Source organism: Prosthecobacter vanneervenii (assembly GCF_014203095.1).
In the GTDB taxonomy this organism is placed as follows: Bacteria; Verrucomicrobiota; Verrucomicrobiia; order Verrucomicrobiales; family Verrucomicrobiaceae; genus Prosthecobacter; species Prosthecobacter vanneervenii.
Genome location: NZ_JACHIG010000013.1, coordinates 1 through 18234 on the forward strand (window position 1 = coordinate 1; position 18234 = coordinate 18234).

Here is an 18234-nt window from a genome sequence, read left to right on the forward strand (position 1 = left end):
GCTCCCACCATGCAAAGCGTTGGGTTTTCATCGACATGTCTTCTTGCCTCGATGCACCCAATTTGCCAATCGACAGGTTTTCAAACACGACCTAGCATGGAGGGCATCCTCGCCTTCAATCGCGAAGGACCTTCGGACGCGCACTTTGACGGCGTGCATCTCGACATCGAGCCCCACGGCCTGCCCCAGTGGAAGAAAGCCGACCTCGCTCAAAAGTGCGATCTCCTCACCCAGTTTGTGGAGGTCAATCACAAAGCCGTTTCCCGGGCTCACTCAGCGGAGCCCGGTTTGATCTACGGCGTGGACATCGTCTTCTGGCTCGACAAAACCACGCCCGAAGGAAAGCCCGCCTACCCCGTCACCTTCCAGGGCGCTGCCAAAGACGCCGCCAAGCACTTGCTCGACTGCGTCGATCACGTCGCCATCATGAGCTACCGCGACACCGCCGAAGGAAAAAACGGCATCGTCTCCCTCGTCGCCAAAACCATCGCCTACGCAGACACCACCAAGGCCAAAGTCTTCGTCGGTGCCAAGATGGCCAATATCGGCCCCATGATGGAAGGCTTCTACGGAATGACCGAAGCACAGATGATGTCAGCCCTCAAAGCTGTGGACGATGCCTACACTCCGCATCCCGGCTACGCCGGGCTCGCCTTCTTCATGTACGAAGCATTCAAAATCATGCCTCCGTGAGACGAAAATTCGGAGGTCGCTACGCCAGTGGTAGATCTGATTGCGCTCTGCAATACGCATCATGCACGACCCGCACTGCATCTGCTTCAGCGCTGACAACGCTGCTTCCAAGAGCTGTGATAAACCGGCACGAGGCAAATCGGGGCGCATGCTGGTCATAGGCCTCAATCCATTGCTTTCGTAGATGCACATGTTCTGCAGGGAAGGGCCATTTGGATTTGGGCAGGCTCAGAGGCACCTTGTATTTCATTCGCCAGTACTTCGGGCTCACACGTGCGCGGAAGCAACCCTGCACCGCACACAGCCGGGCGAACCTCTTGTCGGCATTCAGTGCTTCCAGCGCTTTTCTGGCTGTCTCTCCCGCTGGGTCAAAAAGATCATGTATGGCCAGCAGGCGGTATCCGGCAGGGGTTTCATACACTCGCAGATGCCATGCTGGATGGACGGAGGAAAAAGCCTGAATGGCAGTCATTGCCTCCTTTTTGGCCTGTGCCTCCGCTTTGGGCAGCCTTCGCTTGTTGATCTGCTTCATGACCGATGAGACCAGCCAGGGCAGTCCGATGGCCAGGCTGAATCCCGCCATCGCCGACTTTGTCAAAATGCCGGTTACTACGCTGGTAACGATCATTGCCAGACATCCGCGCATGCTCATGTGCAGCATTCCTTTCGGGGATGCGTCAACATCGGCAAAGAAAACATCAGGGGTGTTCAAACACAGAGCCCCATAGCTGTTGCGCGTGATTACCACATTTTCGTGCCGCGACACCACTTCTTCACGTATGGGTACGCCATCTGCGCTGTCATAGGCTTCTTTTGGCTCTCGTCTCCGCAGCTTCTCTCCCGACTCGATGCAAGTCATCGCCTCCTGCACACGCTGGTCCGCTAGTTGCTGGGCATCTTCCTGGCTGATGTCAGACCATCCCCACCGGCGTACGGTGATTTGGCGCAAGGGTGTCTTATGCTGCAGGCGCGATTCCGCCCAGTAGTATGGAATGACCATGCACTGAGAGTGGACGAAGGTCTCACGATGTCAAAGTGTGGGCTCGGGAGCATCCCTGGGTGCTGCTGGAAGACAGTTAATTTCACCACCTTAACTGCGTATCCTAACACATGAAATGCCTCTGCCTCGCACTTCTCCTCCTGCTTCCTCTTCATCTTTCAGCTGCCTGGCAGGCCGGTGCAGCGAAAGCCGACATCACGCCCACAGAACCTGTCCCTCTCGCTGGCTATGGTGGCAAGACACGCATGTCCCAGCGCGTGGAGCATTCCATATGGCTGAAGGCCCTCGCGCTTAAAGATGACTCTGGAGCGACATCCGTCCTCGTCACCGCCGACCTCGTCGGCCTGAGCGACAAAATGGTCGCCATCATCGCCAAGGCAGCGCTCGAAAAACACGGCATTCCGCGCGAGCGCCTGATCCTCAACGCCTCTCATAATCACTCCTGCCCCATCACCGAGGATGTGCTCTGGCTCTATTACGAGCTCACGCCAGAAGAAGCGATGGTGAAGGACCGCTACACCGCCCTTGTTTATGCGAAGTATGCAGAGGTCATCGGCGCCGCCATCGCCAACCTCGCACCCGCAGAGCTCGCCTTTGATCAGGGCCTTGCCGGTGTCGCCGTGAACCGCCGCCGCTCACGCGGTCCTGAGAGCCGCGCCTTAGGTGGGCAGGTCGATCAGGACGTGCCCGTCATCACCGTGAAATCTGGCAACGATCTCAAAGCCATCCTCTTCGGCTACTCCTGCCACACCACCGCTCTCGGCGGCCTCAGCATCAATGGCGACTACGCAGGCTTCGCTCAGCTTGAGTTGGAAAAATCATTCCCCGGTTCTATCGCCCTGTTTGTACAAAACTGCGGCGGCGATGCCAATCCGCTCCCTCGCATTCGCGGCAGGGACATGGAGGCCACCGAACTCGCCCGCATGTATGGCAGCATTCTCGCCGAGGCCGTGCGCCAGGTGCTCACTGGCAAGATGACTCCTCTCACCGGCCCCATCCACGCCGCCATGGGCCGGACAGAGCTTCAGCTCCAGCCCGGCATTCCGCTCGATGAACTCAAACAGCGCCTCCCCAACCTCACCGGCATGCCCAGGCGCGAGTTCGAGCACTTCATCCGCCAGTATGAAACCCTCGGCTCACCGCCGGACCGCGTGCCATATCCCATCCAGGTCTGGCGCTTCGGCTCCGGCTTCCAGTTCATCGCCCTCACTGGCGAGACCGTGGTGGACTACTCCCTCAAATTCAAAGCCGCTTACGGCTGGAACACCACTTGGGTCTGCGGCTACAACAACGACCTCACCAGCTACGTCCCCAGCCACCGCGTCCTCAGGGAGGGCGGCTACGAGGGCATCACCGGCATGTTCGAATACGGCCACCGCGCGCCTTACACCGAGACAGTGGAGGACTTGATCTCCAGCAAAGTCGGAGAGCTGATGCAGCAGACGAAATAGCCTATTTCACCACCGGAGCCGTCTGCTCCGGCGTCACTCTGCCGCCCGGCAGTTCCAAGATTCGGATGTTGCGAAAATGAATCTCCGCTCCTTCCGACTCCAGGCACAGATACCCTTTGCGCACTGTTGACTGGCTGATGCCGTTCACAAACTTTCCGTTGATCGACAGCTTCACCGTCCCGTCCACGCACACCACGTCATACGTGTTCCATTCGCCCTTGCCCTTGCAGCGCATCTCCCACGACATGCTGCGCTTCCCGCGCGGATTGTCCGGTACGCCCTCCAGCCCGTTCGCACCAAAGAGTTCGCCAGACACATAGCCCGGGTGGTTCGGCTGCCCGTCCTTTCCGGGGTGCAGCTTCGGCCATTCCAGCTCCAACATCTGTACCTCCATTCCTTTCGGCAGTTCTTTGCCCGGTGCCGCTGTTCCTTCGCTCCAGACAAACACGCCGGAATTCCCTCCCGCCTCCATGTGCATCCATTCGATGTGCAAAATAAAATTCTCATACTGCTTTTCGCTGCGCATCACGCCGATCGGCAGCCCTTTGCACACCAGCATCCCATCTTTCACGCTCCAAGTCTCCGGGCTCGTATTCACATCCACCCAGCCGCTCAGGTCCTTCCCGTTAAAGAGTTCGCGCCATAGCGGTACGTCTTCCGCGATCAGGCTGGTACCCAGGAGAAGTTGGAGGATAAGGTGTTTCATGGCAGTAGTCTTACGAACCTGCAGAGCAATGGTTGCGATTCTGAAGCATCTCACAACAGCTCTGTCATCACCCTGCCACCTTCGGCCACGATGGGTCTCGGCCGGCCCTGTGGATCAATCCAGTTCGTATTTTGCGCGATCCCCAGATGGTGAAAGACCGTCGCGGCCAGGTCTCCGGGGGCGACACGGCGGGTTTCGATTTCTCCACCATGCTTGTCCGTGCTGCCGATCACCTGTCCATGGCGCAGCCCGCCTCCTGCCATTACCATCGACATCACACGCGGCCAGTGGTCGCGTCCTGCATTCTTGTTGATCACCGGACTGCGCCCAAATTCGCCCATCATGAGGATCAGGGTGCTGTCCAGCAGCCCGCGGTCTTCGAGATCCGTGACAATCGCGTGTAGCGTGCGATCCACGCTGGGCAGCAGCGGAGTGAGGCCTTTTTTGATGCCTCCCCACTTCACTTCATCGCCATGATGATCAAAGTAGCCCCAGGCGCCGCTGACGGTGACAAACGTTGACCCCGCCTCAATGAGCCTGCGGGCGAGCAGCGCTTTTTCCCCGAGGCTGTCGCGTCCGTATCTGTCTCGCATCGCAGCAGATTCTTCCTCCAGATTCAGCGCACGCTGGGCGCTTCCTTCCATTAGCACTTCATAAGCCTGCTGCGTAAAGTGGTCAGCCGATGCGACGGACTCATTCGCACCAATGCCGCGTTTCCACTGGTCCATTTGCTCAGCTAGATCACGACGGCTGCCGAGCCGTTCGATGCTGAGACCTTCCACCAGTTTGAGCCTGCCCGACAAATCCTTGCCGCTCACAGGGTTGAAGGCATTGCCCATGTGGCCAGCCCCCCAGATGTCGGCGGGCAGCGAATCCGCCAGCGCCACATATCCCGGAATGCCCGGTGCATTGGCTCCGCGAAACTTTGCGGCGATTGACCCCATGGACGGATAGCCCCCGCCGTCACGGCCATCATTGGTGCGCCGAGCCAGGGGATTGCACGCCTGCATGGTGATCGGCGTGTGATCGCTCGCACTGCAGTCCACCGAACGCACCAGCGTCAGCCGGTCCATGATTTTTGCCGTCAGCGGCAGATGTTCGCACACATGAATGCCCGGAACTTTGGTGCGGATATGCCCGAATGGCCCGCGAATTTCGCTCGGTGCTTCAGGTTTTGGGTCCCACATGTCGATGTGGCTCGGCCCGCCGGAGAGCCAGAAAAGCACCACATTGGTCTTTCGCGTCGCCTGTCCCGTGGCCGCGGCCAGGGCCTTCTGCTGGAAGAGCGCTGGCAGTGAAATGCCCGCCAGCCCCGCGAGTCCCGTCTGCAAAAAGCCGCGCCGGGTCGAGCCGATGCGCAGCAAATCGCCGCCGGCCGGACTGAAAGCCTGTGAAATGCTCGTGGGGGTGGAACGGCTGGTTTTCATACGCGTATGGGCGGGAACCCTGATAACCTACGCTGCTAGATGGGCGGCCTTGCTTAGGCCGCCCAAATCGATCCCGCAGGGCAGGGGCGGCCCCCCTCCGCCCCTCCAGCCAAGTTTCCGTTTGAGCCGCCCCGGCTTTCGGGCTAGGCAACCGGCCACCATTTTCCCATGAGCAGTTCCTCCGCACATACCTACAAACAAGCCGGCGTCGATATTCACGAAGCAGCATCGCTGGTCGATGACATCGGCGTGCTGGTGAAGCGCACCCAGCAGAAGCGGAAGCTGGCAAATCCCTTCGGCCTGTTCGCCGCCGCCTACGACCTCAGCGCCTACAAGCACCCCATCATTCTCACCGGCTGTGACGGTGTCGGCACCAAGATCGAGCTCCTGCTCAAGCACGACCAGCTCGAAGCCGCCGGCAAAGACCTCGTCGCTATGAACGTGAATGACGTGCTCACCACCGGCGCGGACCCCATCATGTTCCTCGACTACGTGGGCATCCCCAAGATCCAGAAGACGCAGATCACCCGCATCATCGCTGGCATGACCGAATACCTGGAGGCCTGCAATTGCATCCTCGCTGGCGGTGAGACCGCCGAGATGCCCGGCATGGTGCCCGAGGGCATGGTCGAGCTCAGCGGCTTCGCCATCGGCGCCTGCGAAAAGGAAGACCTGCTCGATCCCGGCACCATCGCCGCTGGCGATGTGCTCATCGGCTGGCCCAGCGCGGGGTTCCACGCCAACGGCTTCAGCCTTGTCCGCCGCATCATTGAGAAGGAAAAGCTTCAGTTCAGCGAAGACGAAATGCGCACGCTGCTCCTGCCCACGCTGCTCTATCATGAGCAGCCCGCCGCTCTCAAAGCCGCAGGCATCCGCCCCCGGGCCATGGCCCACATCACCGGTGGTGGTCTGCCGGAAAACCTCGGCCGCATGTTCCTCAAGCGTGGCCTCGGTGCCAATCTCCGCATCCCCTTCTGGCAGAACGACGTCGTCCAGAAGGTTCTCCGCCACGCCGACCCAAAAGACGCCATCGACACCTTCAACATGGGCCTCGGCTGGGTCGCCATCGTCTCCCCGGCAGATGCCGACAAAGCCCTCGCCTGCGGCCAGAACGCCAAAATCATTGGCGAGATGGACACCAGCGCCGAAGTCCGCGTCGAGATCGTCTGAAAGATTGGCTGATTTGAGCAGTGAAAGGAGGCATGCACCGCCTCCTTCCTGCTCTTTCCTTTCTTTTCATCGGCCTTCTCAGCGCCACCGCGCAGCAGCCACCCAAGCCCAAGCCGCCGCCCAATCCATCCCTGGCACCCATCCAGGATGTTGCAGGATTGCCGCGCGTCCTCCTCATCGGAGACTCCATCTCCATGGGCTACACCTTGCCTGTGCGCAAGCTCCTGGAGGGCAAAGCCAACGTCCATCGCATTCCCACGAATGGCGGCCCCACCAAAAACGGCGTCGCCAGCATCGCCAAATGGCTCGGCACCGGCAAATGGGACGTCATCCACTTCAACTGGGGCATCCACGACCTCAAATACATGCCCGATGGCAAGCGCCAGGTCGAGCCCGCCGCCTATGAGGCCAATCTCCGCAGCCTCGTCGCCACCATGAAAGCCACGGGCGCAAAGCTCATCTGGGCCACCACCACTCCCATCCCCGAGGGCGAGCTCAATCCGCCCCGCAAGTTCGGTCAGGTGAAGGAATACAACGACATCGCCGCCCGTGTCATGGCAGAAAATGGCATCGCCATCGACGACCTGAACGCCTGGATCACGCCCCAGCTCGCCACTATGCAGAATCCCCGCGACGTGCACTACACCGCCGCCGGCAGCGACTACCTCGCCAAGCAGGTCGCCGCAGAAATCACCAAGGCGCTCGGCAAGTAACGCTGCCGCGCCAGCGTCCTGGAGTGCGCGGTCCTCCGGCGCTTTCGAGCGTCCTTGAGCTCGTTACAAAGACCGCCTCCGATTGTGCCATGCCTCTGCGAGATTCATGTGCATCTTGACCGTGCTCTAACCTGCGCGCTCGCCATGAATACCCCGCCACTGCACCGAGTCTTCGTCATGGCGCTCATCGCTTTGGTGAGCCTTGCGCCGCTCCACGCAGCGGATCCATCTACCAGCAACACCCCTGCCACCCAGCTCAAGGAGTCCATGCTCCTCCCCGGTGTCAGCGTGTCCCAGGGCATTTCCGAGATCACCGGCGTGGCCATCAGCCCGCTCACCGGCGTCAGCGTTGTTGGAGCATGGACCTATTACAAAACAGAGCCGCACCTGCGTCATCGTCTTCCTTGGTACTGCCACCCCGGTGTATGGGGCACAGGTTTGGCGCTGCTCGCCGTCTGCTTCTTGAAGGACTTTCTCGGGGCCGCCGCACCGCCGCTCGTCAAAAAGCCGCTCGATTTCGCCGAGCTCTTTGAAAACAAGCTCAGCGCCCTCGTCGCCAGCGCCGGTTTTGTGCCGCTCGTCGCCCTCGCCATGGCCCACTTCAATCAAGCTCAGCCCCAGGCTGTGAGCGGCCTCGCAGACTCAGGTCTCGCCGTCATCCCTCTTGCCAGTTGGGTCGATCTCACCGTGCACACCCCCTGGATCACCATTCCCGTCTCCCTCGTGGCCTTTGCGGTGGTCTGGCTTAGCGCACATGCCATCAATGTGCTCATCGCCCTCTCCCCCTTTGGCATCGTCGATGCCGGGCTCAAGCTCATCAAACTCGGCCTCATGGCCCTCGTGGCAGGTGCCACCTTCATTCATCCCTACGCCGGGGCCGCTGTGTCCCTGCTGCTGATCTTCATCGGCTTTCTCGTCGCAGGCTGGTCATTCCGCCTCACCTGGTTCGGCACCCTGATGGGATCCGACTTCCTGCTCGGCAGACGCGCTGAGCCGGCCGATCTCAAAGTCGGCGTCCGTGGCTTCCTCGCCCGTCGCACACAGGGCGTGCCAGGACGCACCGCAGGCCGTCTCAAGCACGATACCTCAGGCAGTCTGGTCTTCAGCTACCATCCGTGGCTGCTGCTGCCAGAGCGGCAGATCCCCCTGCTGGCGGAGAGCCCCAGCGTCATCTGCAAAGGTCTGCTCCATCCTTCGCTGGCCCACCGGGAGGACTCCGCCTCGGCTTCCACCCGCAGCGCTCTCATCCTGCTGCCACGCTATCGCGGGCTGGAGGACATGATCGCCCGCCATTTTGGTTGCCAGGAGGTCATGGACGGCGCCCTCATTCGCGGCTTCAAGGCCATGCGCCAGTGGCTGGTGGACATGCTCTCCTCCGGCAGAAAACTCGTGGAAATGCACCCCGGATGAACCTGAGGAGGGTTGCGCAGGCCTGAATCCCGCCTATCTACGCGGCCCGCTTATGCATAGTTTCCGCTACCACCAAGGCCAGCTTTTTGCCGAAAACGTCCCGCTTCAATCCCTCGCCGAGAAACACGGCACGCCGCTCTACGTCTATTCAAAGGCCACCATCACCGGCCATTTCACCCGTCTGGACGCATCTCTGGCAAAGCTGAACCACCTCATCTGCTATGCGGTGAAGGCCAATTCCAACATCGCCGTGCTCAGCACCATCGCCAAGCTCGGCGGCGGTTTCGACATCGTCTCCGCAGGCGAGCTCTATCGCGTGATCAAGGCCGGTGGCGATCCCGCCAAATGCACCTTCGCAGGCGTGGGCAAAACCCGCGACGAGATCGAGTACGCCCTCAAGCAGGGCATCTACTGCTTCAATGCCGAGTCCGAGGCCGAGCTGCACTACATCAATCAGGTCGCCGGAGAACTCGGCATGAAGGCCCCCGTGGCCGTCCGTGTGAATCCCAACGTTGACGCCAAGACCCACGCCAAGATCACCACTGGCAAGAGCGAAAACAAATTCGGCATCGACTTCGACCAGATCCTCGACGTTTACGCCCGTGCTGCAGCCAGCTGTCCCCATCTGGTCATCAAAGGCCTTCAGATGCACATTGGCTCCCAGCTCACCAATGTGGCTCCCTTCCTCGAGGCCGTGCAGAAGGTCATCCCCCTCGTCACTGAGGTGAAGGCCAAATACGGCATCGAGTTCTTCAGCATCGGCGGCGGCATTGGCATCAACTACAAGCAGAGCCTCGACTCTGGCGACGCTGCCTGGTGGCAGGAAAACGCCGAAGTCCACCCCCTCACCGTTCAGGCCTACGCCGAAGCGGTGGTGCCTCACCTGGAGCCTCTCGGCCTGCGCATCCTCTGCGAGCCCGGCCGCTTCATGGTCGGCAATGCCGGCGTCATGCTCACCAAGGTGCTCTATGAAAAGCGCGGTGCCGCCAAGGTCTTCAAGATCGTCGATGCCGGCATGAACGACCTCATCCGCCCCACCCTCTATGAAGGCTGGCACCAGATCGTCCCGCTCAAGCAGCCTGCAGACGCCACCGTGGAAAAGGTCGATGTCGTCGGCCCCATCTGTGAATCTGGCGACTTCCTGGCGCAGAATCGCGAAATCCCGCTCGTCAAAGCGGGCGAATACCTTGCCGTTCTCAGCGCTGGAGCCTACGGCTTCACCATGGCCTCCAACTACAACACCCGCCCCATGCCTGCCGAAATCCTCGTGGATGGAGACAAGGCCACCGTCGTCCGCGAGCGCCAGACCCTCGAAGACGTCCTCAAAGGCGAGCACCTGGCTTGATTAATAGGGAATTCTAGACCTCCATGCACATCGCCGATATTCTTCAGTCCCAGCGCCCCACCCTCTCGTTTGAGTTCTTCCCGCCGAAGACCGCCGAGGCTTTTGAGGCGCTTTATCAGACCATCGGCGAGTTGGAGGCCTTCAAGCCCTCCTTTGTCAGCGTTACCTACGGCGCAGGCGGTTCCACCCGCGAGCTCACCCACGATCTGGTGGTGCGTATCAACACCACCACCAGCCTCGATGCCGTGCCGCATCTCACCTGCGTCTGCCATAGCGAGGCCGACATCGCCGCCATCCTGGAGCGCTACGCCCAGGCCGGCGTCAGCAACATCCTCGCCCTCGGTGGCGATCCGCCCAAAAACCTTGCCGGTTACGACCGCTCCAAGGATGCCTTCCAGCACGCCGCCGACCTCGTCGCCTTCATCAAGAAGTTCAACGACAGCGGCGCACATCCGGACAAGCGCGGCTTCGGCATCGGTGTGGCGGGCTTCCCAGAAGGCCATCCTGCCACGCCTAATCGCGTCCTGGAGATGGACTACCTCAAGGCCAAGGTGGATGCCGGTGCGGACTACATCTGCACCCAGCTCTTTTTCGACAACCACGACTTCTACGACTTCCGCGAGCGCTGCCACCTGGCCGGGATCAATATCCCCATCATCGCTGGCATCATGCCCATCACCAGTGCCTCCGGCATGCGCCGCATGGCCGAGCTGGCCGCCGGTGCCCGCTACCCCGCCAAGCTCCTCCGCGCCATCCAGCGCTGTGGCAATGACGAGGCCGCCGTGCAGAAAGTCGGGATCCACTATGCCACCGAGCAGTGCCGCGATCTCCTCGATCACGGCGTGGATGGCATCCATTTCTACACTCTCAACAAATCGCACGCCACGCGCGAGATCTACTCCAGTCTCGGCATCCGTGACTCCGCCGCCGTGCGGCCGCATTCATGAGCGAAGAACTTCCTCTCATTGCCGCCATCGAGGCCGGCGGCACCAAGTTCGTCTGCGCCGTAGGCACCGGCCCTCACGACATTCGTGATGTCACCCGCATCGCCACCACCACCCCGGAGGAAACTATGGCGGGCGTCACGCGCTTTCTCTCCATGGCCAAGTCCAAGCACGGCCCCATTGCCGCCATCGGCATCGGTTCCTTCGGCCCCATCGACTTGGACAGAAACAGCGAGACCTACGGCTACATCACCTCCACGCCCAAGCCCGGCTGGCAGTTCACCAATGTCGTGCCCATGCTGCACGACCGCTACCACGTGCCAATTGCCTGGGACACCGACGTGAATGCCGCCGTTCTCGGAGAGTACCTCTGGGGCGCAGGGCAGGGGATGGATCCCCTCGTTTATATCACGGTCGGCACCGGCGTCGGCGGCGGCGTGTTGATGAATGGTCAGCTCCTCCACGGACTGCTCCATCCGGAGATCGGCCATCTGCTGGTTCCCCCTCCTCAAAATTCCTCCGCCATCCAGCACGCCTGCCACTGCCCTTTTCACAAGAGCTGCGTCGAAGGCTACATCAGCGGCACTTCACTGGCCTCACGCTGGGGTGTCAAAGCCGACTCCCTGCCCCCGGACCACCCCGCCTGGGAGGAGGTGGCGGACGTCATGGCGCATGCGCTCATGAATCTTACCCTCAGCCTCTGTCCCAAACGCATCATCCTCGGCGGCGGTGTCATGAGCCAGGAGCACATTCTTCCGCTCGTGCGTGGCCGTCTCACCAAGCTCAACAACGGCTACCTCCGAGTGCCGGAGCTTGATCGCGGCATCGATGACTTCATCGTCTCCCCCGGCCTCGGTGCCCGCTCCGGACTGCTCGGCGCTCTCGCGCTTGGCAAGTACGAGCTGGACCGTCACAACAACGGCGCAGCCGCTCCTGTCGGTGTTTGATCTGAGCGCTGTCTTGCAGGCGAGCTCTGCTTGCCTTCTTGGGGCATTCTGACCCTGTTTGATTAGGCGGCAAACCTGCCGTGTTGTCGGCGGCGTATGGATTTCTGTGTTGCTTGCAAGACGCTCGCGACCAGAGTTGATTTATTCCCATGAAACTGCCGCTCCTTTCAGCCGCTTTGCTGGTAATGGCTTTGCCTACTCTGGCCCAGCAGTCGGAAACACTGCCGGACACCCAGCCGCTGATCAAAGACGGGGACATCTCCGAGCAGATGCATGCGGCGGCGTTGGAAGACATGGATCAGCTCATCACCGATTCGGTGAAAACCCGTGCAAAGCACTGGCATCGCAACGTCTCTTCCCCGCAAGCTTACGTCGAGTCCATCCGTGAAAACCGCGAGCACTTCCGGCACATCATCGGTCTCAAGGACAAGCGCGTTCCCGTGGCGCTGGAACGCTACGGCGACGAGACCAATCTTGCCCTCGTCGGCAAGACCAAGACCTACCGCGTCTATCAGGTGCGCTGGCCGGTGCTGGAGCAGGTTTCTGGCGAAGGCCTGCTGCTGGAGCCCAAGGGCAAGCCTCGTGGTTACATCATCGCCATCCCGGATGCAGATCAGACGCCCGAGCAGATCGCCGGTCTTGCTGGCGGCGTGCCCGCAGAGGCCCAGATCGCCCGCCGCTTTGTGGAAAACGGCTTCGCCGTCATCGTGCCCGTTTTGATCAACCGCAGCGACGCTGGCTCCGGCAATCCGGCCATCCTCATGACGAACATGCCGCATCGTGAGTGGATTCATCGCCAGGCCTATATGATGGGCCGCCACATCATCGGTTACGAAGTGCAGAAGGTGCTCGCGCTTGTGGACTGGGTGAACATTCACCGTCACGACCAGATTGGCGTGGCCGGTTATGGCGAGGGCGGCCTCATCGCCATGTATGCGGCTGCGGTGGATACCCGCATCGACGCCGCATTGGTCAGCGGTTACTTCAAATCCCGCCAGCGTACCTGGCGCGAACCTCTCTACCGCAATGTCTGGGGCCTGCTCGCCGAGTTCGGCGACGCTGAGATCGCCTCTCTCATCGCTCCTCGCGGCCTCGTCATTCATTACACGGATGAGCCGGATGTGGACGGCCCTCCCGAGCCCAAGGGCAAGAAAAGCCAGGCCGCACCAGGCAGGCTCAGCACGCCTGAATTCGACGAAGTTGAGGAGGAATACCTGCGCATCGACTCCCTCGTGCCCGCCAGCCTGCAGCGTCGTTCGCTTGTGCGCAGCGATGCCGCTGCCGCCAACGCCCTGGCCAAACTCCTTAAGACCGACGCAAACATGGCCCTCTCCAAGGAACTGCCGCAAAACCTGCGCCAGACTTATCTGCCCGCCGTGCGCCAGCTCGCGCAGATGAAGGAGCTTGAGGCCCATGTGCAGCGTCTTCTTCGCGGCTCCGACCAGGTCCGCAATGAGTTCTATCTCTACAAGATCATGCCCGAGTTCCGCAACGAAGCCTGGACCTACGCCCAGTTTGCCGACAAAAAGCCGGACAAATTCATCACAGCTTCCAAAGAGTTCCGCAAAACTTTCTGGGATGACGTCATTGGTCGCATCGACTCACCGCTGCCCACCCCCAAGCCCCGCACGCGCAAGATCTACGACAAGCCCAAGTGGACAGGTTACGAGGTCGTGCTGGATGTCGGCGGCGAAGGCTTCGCCTGGGGCGTGCTCCTGCTTCCCAAAGATCTGCAGCCCGGAGAGAAGCGCCCCGTCGTCGTCTGCCAGCATGGCCGCAATGGCGTGCCGTCAGATGTCATCGAGGGAGACAAACCTGCTTACCATGACTTTGCTGCGCATCTGGCGGAACGCGGCTTCATCACCCTCGCGCCGCACAATCTCTACAAGGTTGAGGATCAATACCGCACCCTCTCCCGCAAGGGCAATACTGTGAAAGCCTCCATGTTCTCCGTCATGTTGCGGCATCACGAGCAGTGGCTGAACTGGCTCGCCTCGCTGCCGCAGGTGGATGAAAAACGCGTCGGTTTCTACGGTCTGAGCTACGGCGGAGAATCTGCCGTCCGTATTCCTCCGCTGCTGGACGGCTACTGTCTTTCCATCTGCTCCGGCGATTTCAACGACTGGACCCGCAAGGTGGCCACCACCGAGGACAAGCACAGCTTCATGTTCACCGACGAGTGGGAGATGCCCTACTTCAACATGGGCAGCACCTTCAGCTACGCCGAGCTCACCTACCTGATGTTCCCCCGACCCTTCATGGTCGAGCGCGGTCACCACGACGGCGTCTCCATCGACCCCTGGGTGGCCTACGAGTACGCCAAGACACGCTGGCTCTACGCCCAGTTTGGCCAGGAGGACCGCACCGAGATCGAGTTCTTCAACGGCGGCCATACCATCAACGGCCAGGGCACCTTCGAGTTCCTGCACAAACAGCTCAACTGGCCCAAGCGCTAGACCTGTTCTCGAAAAGAATGTCCGATTGAACCGGCGAGCGCAGCGGTCCCAGTGGCAAGGCGGGAGCGCCGCCTGCTATTTAAAAATAACAGGCAAGCGACCAACGCAGCCAATGGGGCCGCTCCGCCGCTCGGGCAAGGTGACAGGCTTTTCGAGGACTGGTCTAACGCCCCCATAGTGGTCCGCACAGTCCTCTGTGCGGCTCGCAAGCTCGCTGCGTTCCAAGCCACCCTTCGAATGCGCAGAATCCAGCGCTCGCTCCCGTCTGGCTACAGCTTCTTCGTCCAATACGTCAGCGTCTTCGGAGACTCCTCATCTTCCCCGATTTCCTTCCATACAAACGTGGCCTGCAACTCTGGATGCCGCACGTACCCCTGGCTGCGCCAGAATTCATCCAGCGGTCGATATCCCTGCGGACGCAGCGGGTGCGTCTCCGGGCGGTCCACGGCGCAGAAGGTGCTGAGCTTCAGACCCAGCGCTCTGGCATGCGCCTCACGACGCACAAAGAACTCCTTGCCGATGCCTTGGCCGCGATATTCCGGCAGCAGGATCGATTCGCCGAAATAACAGATTGTGGAGATGTCATAGCCACCCTCAACAAACGGGGCTTTGAATTCCGGACCCTCATCTGGCATCGGCAGGCACGTGGTGGCACCCACCACCTTTTCCCCATCAAACACCAGCACCACGAGGCTGCCCGCTGATCTCACATACGTGCCCAGGTAATCCCGCTCATTTTCCAGATTGCCGATGTAAAGATACGGATACTCATGAAAAACCGCGATGCGCAGCGCACCCAGAGCATCAATGTGCGGAGCCAGTTCGGCGCCGTGGAAGTTTTGCAGACGAAGCATGATCAGTGAGAAACGGGGGAGATGGAAAACTGTTCTGACATCGCGCGAATTTTGAGCCTCATGTTGGCCAGTCCGTTCAGGCGGGTGGGGGAGATCATTTTGGTGAAGCCACAGGCTTCCCAGACACGCGGCTCCACGGTCACTGCCTCAGCAGGAGTCACACCACTGTACAAATCGCACAGCAGCGAGGCCAGGCCCTTGACCATCGGAGATTCCGCATCGCAGGTGAATCGTGTCAGGCCTTCTGCGCACTCTCCATGCAGCCACACGCGCGAGACACAGCCCGGCACGAGATTGGCTTCTATCTTGAAAGCCGCATTCATTTTCATCGCCGTGCCACGGGATACCACGGCGTTCAGGCGTTCGTGCGGGTCGGGAATGAAATTTAAGTCGTCGATCAGCGACTGCTGTTTTTCCACAAGACTCATTTCAGCTTTGCCAGACGGCCCTTGCTCCAATTCAGCCCCGTCTGGATGGCCTCATCATTGGCGATGGCGGCTGCCAGCTTTTCCCAGATGGCCACGGCGTTGGCAAAGGCGGCCTTGGCTTCGGTCTTCTTGCCGGCGCTCTCGCTGGTGTGACCCAGAGAACCGTAAAGCTGAGCCAGCTGACTGGCCCACATGCGGCGCTCAGGAGTCAGTTTGTCTGTCATCGGCTGAGCCTTGATCAGGGCTTCAAGCGAGTCCACCGCCTGCTTCGCAATTGGGATGGCGGCGGCCGTCTTGTTGCTGTCCGCCAGCAGTTCGGCGTACTCACCGCGCAGCTTGGCCAGCAGGAAACCGTAGCGCACGTTCTCCTTGTCGTCGGCCAGGATCTCATTCACCAGCTCGATGGCGTCCTGCTTTTTCTTGCTGGCCTCTGCCGGATTCCCGGCGTCACGGGACAGTGAGGCCAGGGCGCCGTAGTTGCGGGCCAGCAGGTACTTTACCTCCGCCCATTCAGGCAGCAGGCGGTTGAGCTCCAGGAGGATCGGCACAGCCTGGTTGTGCGCTTCCTTGGCGTCCGCTCCGCTGAAGTGGCGGCCGATCAGTTCGGCCAGTTCGGTGTAGGCCTCAGCCAGCAGCAGCGCCTGATCCTGGTTGCGCGGGCTGCTGCCCAGCACCAGCTCTCCCATGTCCTTCACAGAGTCGATCAGCGTATTCAGCGCCTCCTCCACCTTCCCTGCATCACGCTGGCTGATGCCCTTGGCAAACTTGGCGCGGGCCAGGATGAATTTTTCGTCGGTGATCAGGTCATGCCCGATCTGCTTGGCATCCAGAATCGCCGGAACGCGTGCCAGCGCCTGCTCGGAATCTGCCACGTCGCCATTGCGCAGGGTGCGCAGTCCATACTCCAGCCAGGCACGGGCGCACTCGTTGCGCGCCAGACGGTTTTTGGGATCGGCCGCCAGCCCCTTGTCCAGATTGACGGTGGCTTCTTTGAGCAGAGTCAGGGATTCCACATGGCGTCCTTCACGGCCGCGGATGTCCGAAAGCAGCAGGCTGTAGCGTCCCAGCCACTGTTGGAAGAGGGCTATTTGTGACGCCTCCACCGCTCCTTTGCTGATCAGCTCGGCCGCTTGATCGCGTGCTTTGGTCAGAAAGGTGACGGCCTGCGTGGTGTTGCGCAGCTTGAGATGCAACTGGCCTATGTTGCCATAGGCGCGCAGGCGTTCGATGCCCAGGGCCGGGCTTTGCTCCAGTGCAGGCAGGCCGCGCATGCAGTAGGCCAGCGCATCATTGAGCTGCTCTTTCTGAAAGCTGGCTTCCATTTCATTCCCCGTGGGGGTCTGCAGCAGCTGTGTCAGGAACTGATCCACCGCATTCTGCGAGTTCTGCAAATTTTGATCTGCCACGACCTTGGCACTGCGTGCGGTGTCGCGTTCGCCAACCAATTCATCAATGCGGCTGTGCAGGGAGTCCGTCTCCATCTTGTGCACGTTGTTGATGCTGGCGATCTGGCTTTCTGCCTTCTGCAATTCACGCTTGGTCGTGAAGGCATACAAAAAGCACAGCACAAAAATGATCAGCAGGGAGATGGCGGCGGTCTGCCAGGTGAGCACTCTCTTGGCCTGCTTCTGCCGCTCGCGCACCGTCTGCTCGCGGGATTCCTCCAGCAGGTAGTCGCTTTCCAGCACCTCAAACTCACGCACCACCTCGCGCATGTCCACCCAGCGTGCGGCAGGGTTCAGGTCCAGCGCGCGTTCGATGATGTTGCGGCGGCGCTCCTCCCACTTGGACTGTGCTGTCTGTGGCCAGTAGATTTTCGGCTGCGCCTTGACGGCCGCCAGCAGGGCATTGCTGTCAATCTGCACGGCCAGTCCTGAGGCTGCCTTCTGGCGCGCACGCTCCACCTCAGTTTCCCACATTTCAGCACCGCGTGGCAGGGTGCCGTTCAGCAGGCGGTAAGCCAGCACGCCAAAGCTGTAAACGTCCCAAGAGGGCCCATAGCCGGCAAAGACGCCGTCTGGGTTCTCCGCCTGTTCGGGGCAGAGATGCACAAAATGGTCCGTCAGCTCCAGATGATGAATACCGCCCACCCAGCCCTGGGCAATGTCGCTCAGGCGGATCGAGGACTCAGGATCGTCCTCCAGCAGGATGTTGGAGGGCCGCAGGTTTCCGTGGGGAATGCCGTGCTTGTGCAGCCAGGAAAGCGCATCGGCCACCTCATAGATGTGGCGCCAGGCCTGTTCGGGCGGCAGGCCGGAGCAGGCAGACTCCAGCGTGGGCGTCTGCCACTGGCGTCTGCCGTGGCTGTCCTTCGTCATCACGCCCACCAACGGCATGACGCAGAAGTAGGGCGTCCGGTCAAAGCTGTAGTTCTCCACCGGGAGCACGCCTCGGTGGTGGGGCATCTGCTGCAGGGCACGGAAGGCGGTGGTCAGCGCCTTGCGATTGATCGCCATGGAGCTGAAGACCTTGACCGCGCAGGCTTTGCCATTGGATGCCACTGCGCGATACACGGCTCCACACCGTCCGCTGCCTACCAAGTCCTGCAATTCATGTCCGGCGATTTCGGGCAGACTCATGCGTGCTTCTGTTGTCTAGAGGATGGTGGTTGACCCTGATGCCGCCAAAAGTGGACTGGTGCAGCAATGGAGAAGAGTACGATGGGGGCGGAATGAGAAATCTCAAATCCA

At 60.8% G+C, this 18234-nt stretch carries 15 protein-coding genes; 9 read left to right on the forward strand and 6 right to left on the reverse strand.

Features of this window, described 5'->3' with window-relative positions; genetic code table 11:
• The first annotated feature begins 96 nt into the window (after positions 1-96).
• On the forward strand, positions 97-693 hold the full coding sequence (locus HNQ65_RS22650; protein ID WP_184343355.1) for a hypothetical protein: 597 nt from the start codon (positions 97-99) through the stop codon (positions 691-693).
• 19 nt (positions 694-712) lie between these two features.
• Here HNQ65_RS22650 and HNQ65_RS22655 read toward each other — a convergent pair whose 3' ends face one another.
• Positions 713-1693, reverse strand: a complete 981-nt coding sequence (locus tag HNQ65_RS22655) for a hypothetical protein (RefSeq protein WP_184343357.1) — start codon at positions 1691-1693, stop codon at positions 713-715.
• 110 nt (positions 1694-1803) lie between these two features.
• Here HNQ65_RS22655 and HNQ65_RS22660 point away from each other — a divergent pair, with 110 nt between their 5' ends.
• A complete protein-coding gene (locus tag HNQ65_RS22660; protein WP_184343359.1) occupies positions 1804-3144 on the forward strand; it encodes a hypothetical protein in 1341 nt (446 codons plus the stop codon).
• A gap of 1 nt (position 3145) precedes the next feature.
• Here the strand turns inward: HNQ65_RS22660 and HNQ65_RS22665 are convergent, their stop codons facing one another.
• Positions 3146-3850, reverse strand: a complete 705-nt coding sequence (locus tag HNQ65_RS22665) for a 3-keto-disaccharide hydrolase (RefSeq protein ID WP_184343361.1) — start codon at positions 3848-3850, stop codon at positions 3146-3148.
• Between the two features lie 50 nt (positions 3851-3900).
• Positions 3901-5277, reverse strand: a complete 1377-nt coding sequence (locus tag HNQ65_RS22670; RefSeq protein ID WP_184343363.1) for a DUF1501 domain-containing protein — start codon at positions 5275-5277, stop codon at positions 3901-3903.
• 168 nt (positions 5278-5445) lie between these two features.
• Between HNQ65_RS22670 and purM the strand changes: the two genes are divergently transcribed.
• From purM to HNQ65_RS22705, 7 genes are all read left to right on the forward strand, one after another.
• Positions 5446-6447, forward strand: coding sequence for a phosphoribosylformylglycinamidine cyclo-ligase (purM, locus tag HNQ65_RS22675; protein WP_184343365.1), 1002 nt, complete (start codon positions 5446-5448; stop codon positions 6445-6447).
• A gap of 32 nt (positions 6448-6479) precedes the next feature.
• On the forward strand, positions 6480-7160 hold the full coding sequence (locus tag HNQ65_RS22680) for an SGNH/GDSL hydrolase family protein (RefSeq protein WP_184343367.1): 681 nt from the start codon (positions 6480-6482) through the stop codon (positions 7158-7160).
• A 144-nt stretch (positions 7161-7304) separates the two neighbouring features.
• Positions 7305-8570, forward strand: a complete 1266-nt coding sequence (locus HNQ65_RS22685; protein WP_184343370.1) for a hypothetical protein — start codon at positions 7305-7307, stop codon at positions 8568-8570.
• A 52-nt stretch (positions 8571-8622) separates the two neighbouring features.
• Positions 8623-9915 carry a diaminopimelate decarboxylase gene (gene lysA, locus HNQ65_RS22690; RefSeq protein ID WP_184343372.1) on the forward strand — a complete coding sequence of 431 codons (1293 nt, stop codon included), beginning with the start codon at positions 8623-8625 and terminating at the stop codon, positions 9913-9915.
• Positions 9916-9938: 23 nt separating this feature from the next.
• The gene (gene metF, locus HNQ65_RS22695) at positions 9939-10862 is read left to right on the forward strand and encodes a methylenetetrahydrofolate reductase [NAD(P)H] (protein WP_184343374.1); all 924 of its coding nucleotides are present in this window, start codon (positions 9939-9941) and stop codon (positions 10860-10862) included.
• A complete protein-coding gene (locus HNQ65_RS22700) occupies positions 10859-11806 on the forward strand; it encodes an ROK family protein (protein ID WP_184343376.1) in 948 nt (315 codons plus the stop codon). Before metF ends, HNQ65_RS22700 begins: the two co-directional genes overlap by 4 nt.
• 149 nt (positions 11807-11955) lie before the next feature.
• Positions 11956-14262: an alpha/beta hydrolase family protein gene (locus tag HNQ65_RS22705; RefSeq protein ID WP_184343377.1), complete on the forward strand. Its 2307-nt coding sequence runs from the start codon at positions 11956-11958 to the stop codon at positions 14260-14262.
• A gap of 269 nt (positions 14263-14531) precedes the next feature.
• On the opposite strand, the gene HNQ65_RS22710 is transcribed toward HNQ65_RS22705, so the two are convergent.
• Genes HNQ65_RS22710 through HNQ65_RS22720 form a run of 3 tightly spaced genes read right to left on the reverse strand, consistent with a single transcriptional unit; the run spans position 14532 to position 18123 of the window.
• Positions 14532-15116, reverse strand: coding sequence for a GNAT family N-acetyltransferase (locus tag HNQ65_RS22710; protein ID WP_184343379.1), 585 nt, complete (start codon positions 15114-15116; stop codon positions 14532-14534).
• Positions 15117-15118: 2 nt separating this feature from the next.
• Positions 15119-15544, reverse strand: a complete 426-nt coding sequence (locus HNQ65_RS22715) for a SufE family protein (protein WP_184343381.1) — start codon at positions 15542-15544, stop codon at positions 15119-15121.
• Positions 15541-18123: a protein kinase domain-containing protein gene (locus HNQ65_RS22720; RefSeq protein WP_184343383.1), complete on the reverse strand. Its 2583-nt coding sequence runs from the start codon at positions 18121-18123 to the stop codon at positions 15541-15543. Before HNQ65_RS22720 ends, HNQ65_RS22715 begins: the two co-directional genes overlap by 4 nt.
• Positions 18124-18234: the final 111 nt, after the last annotated feature.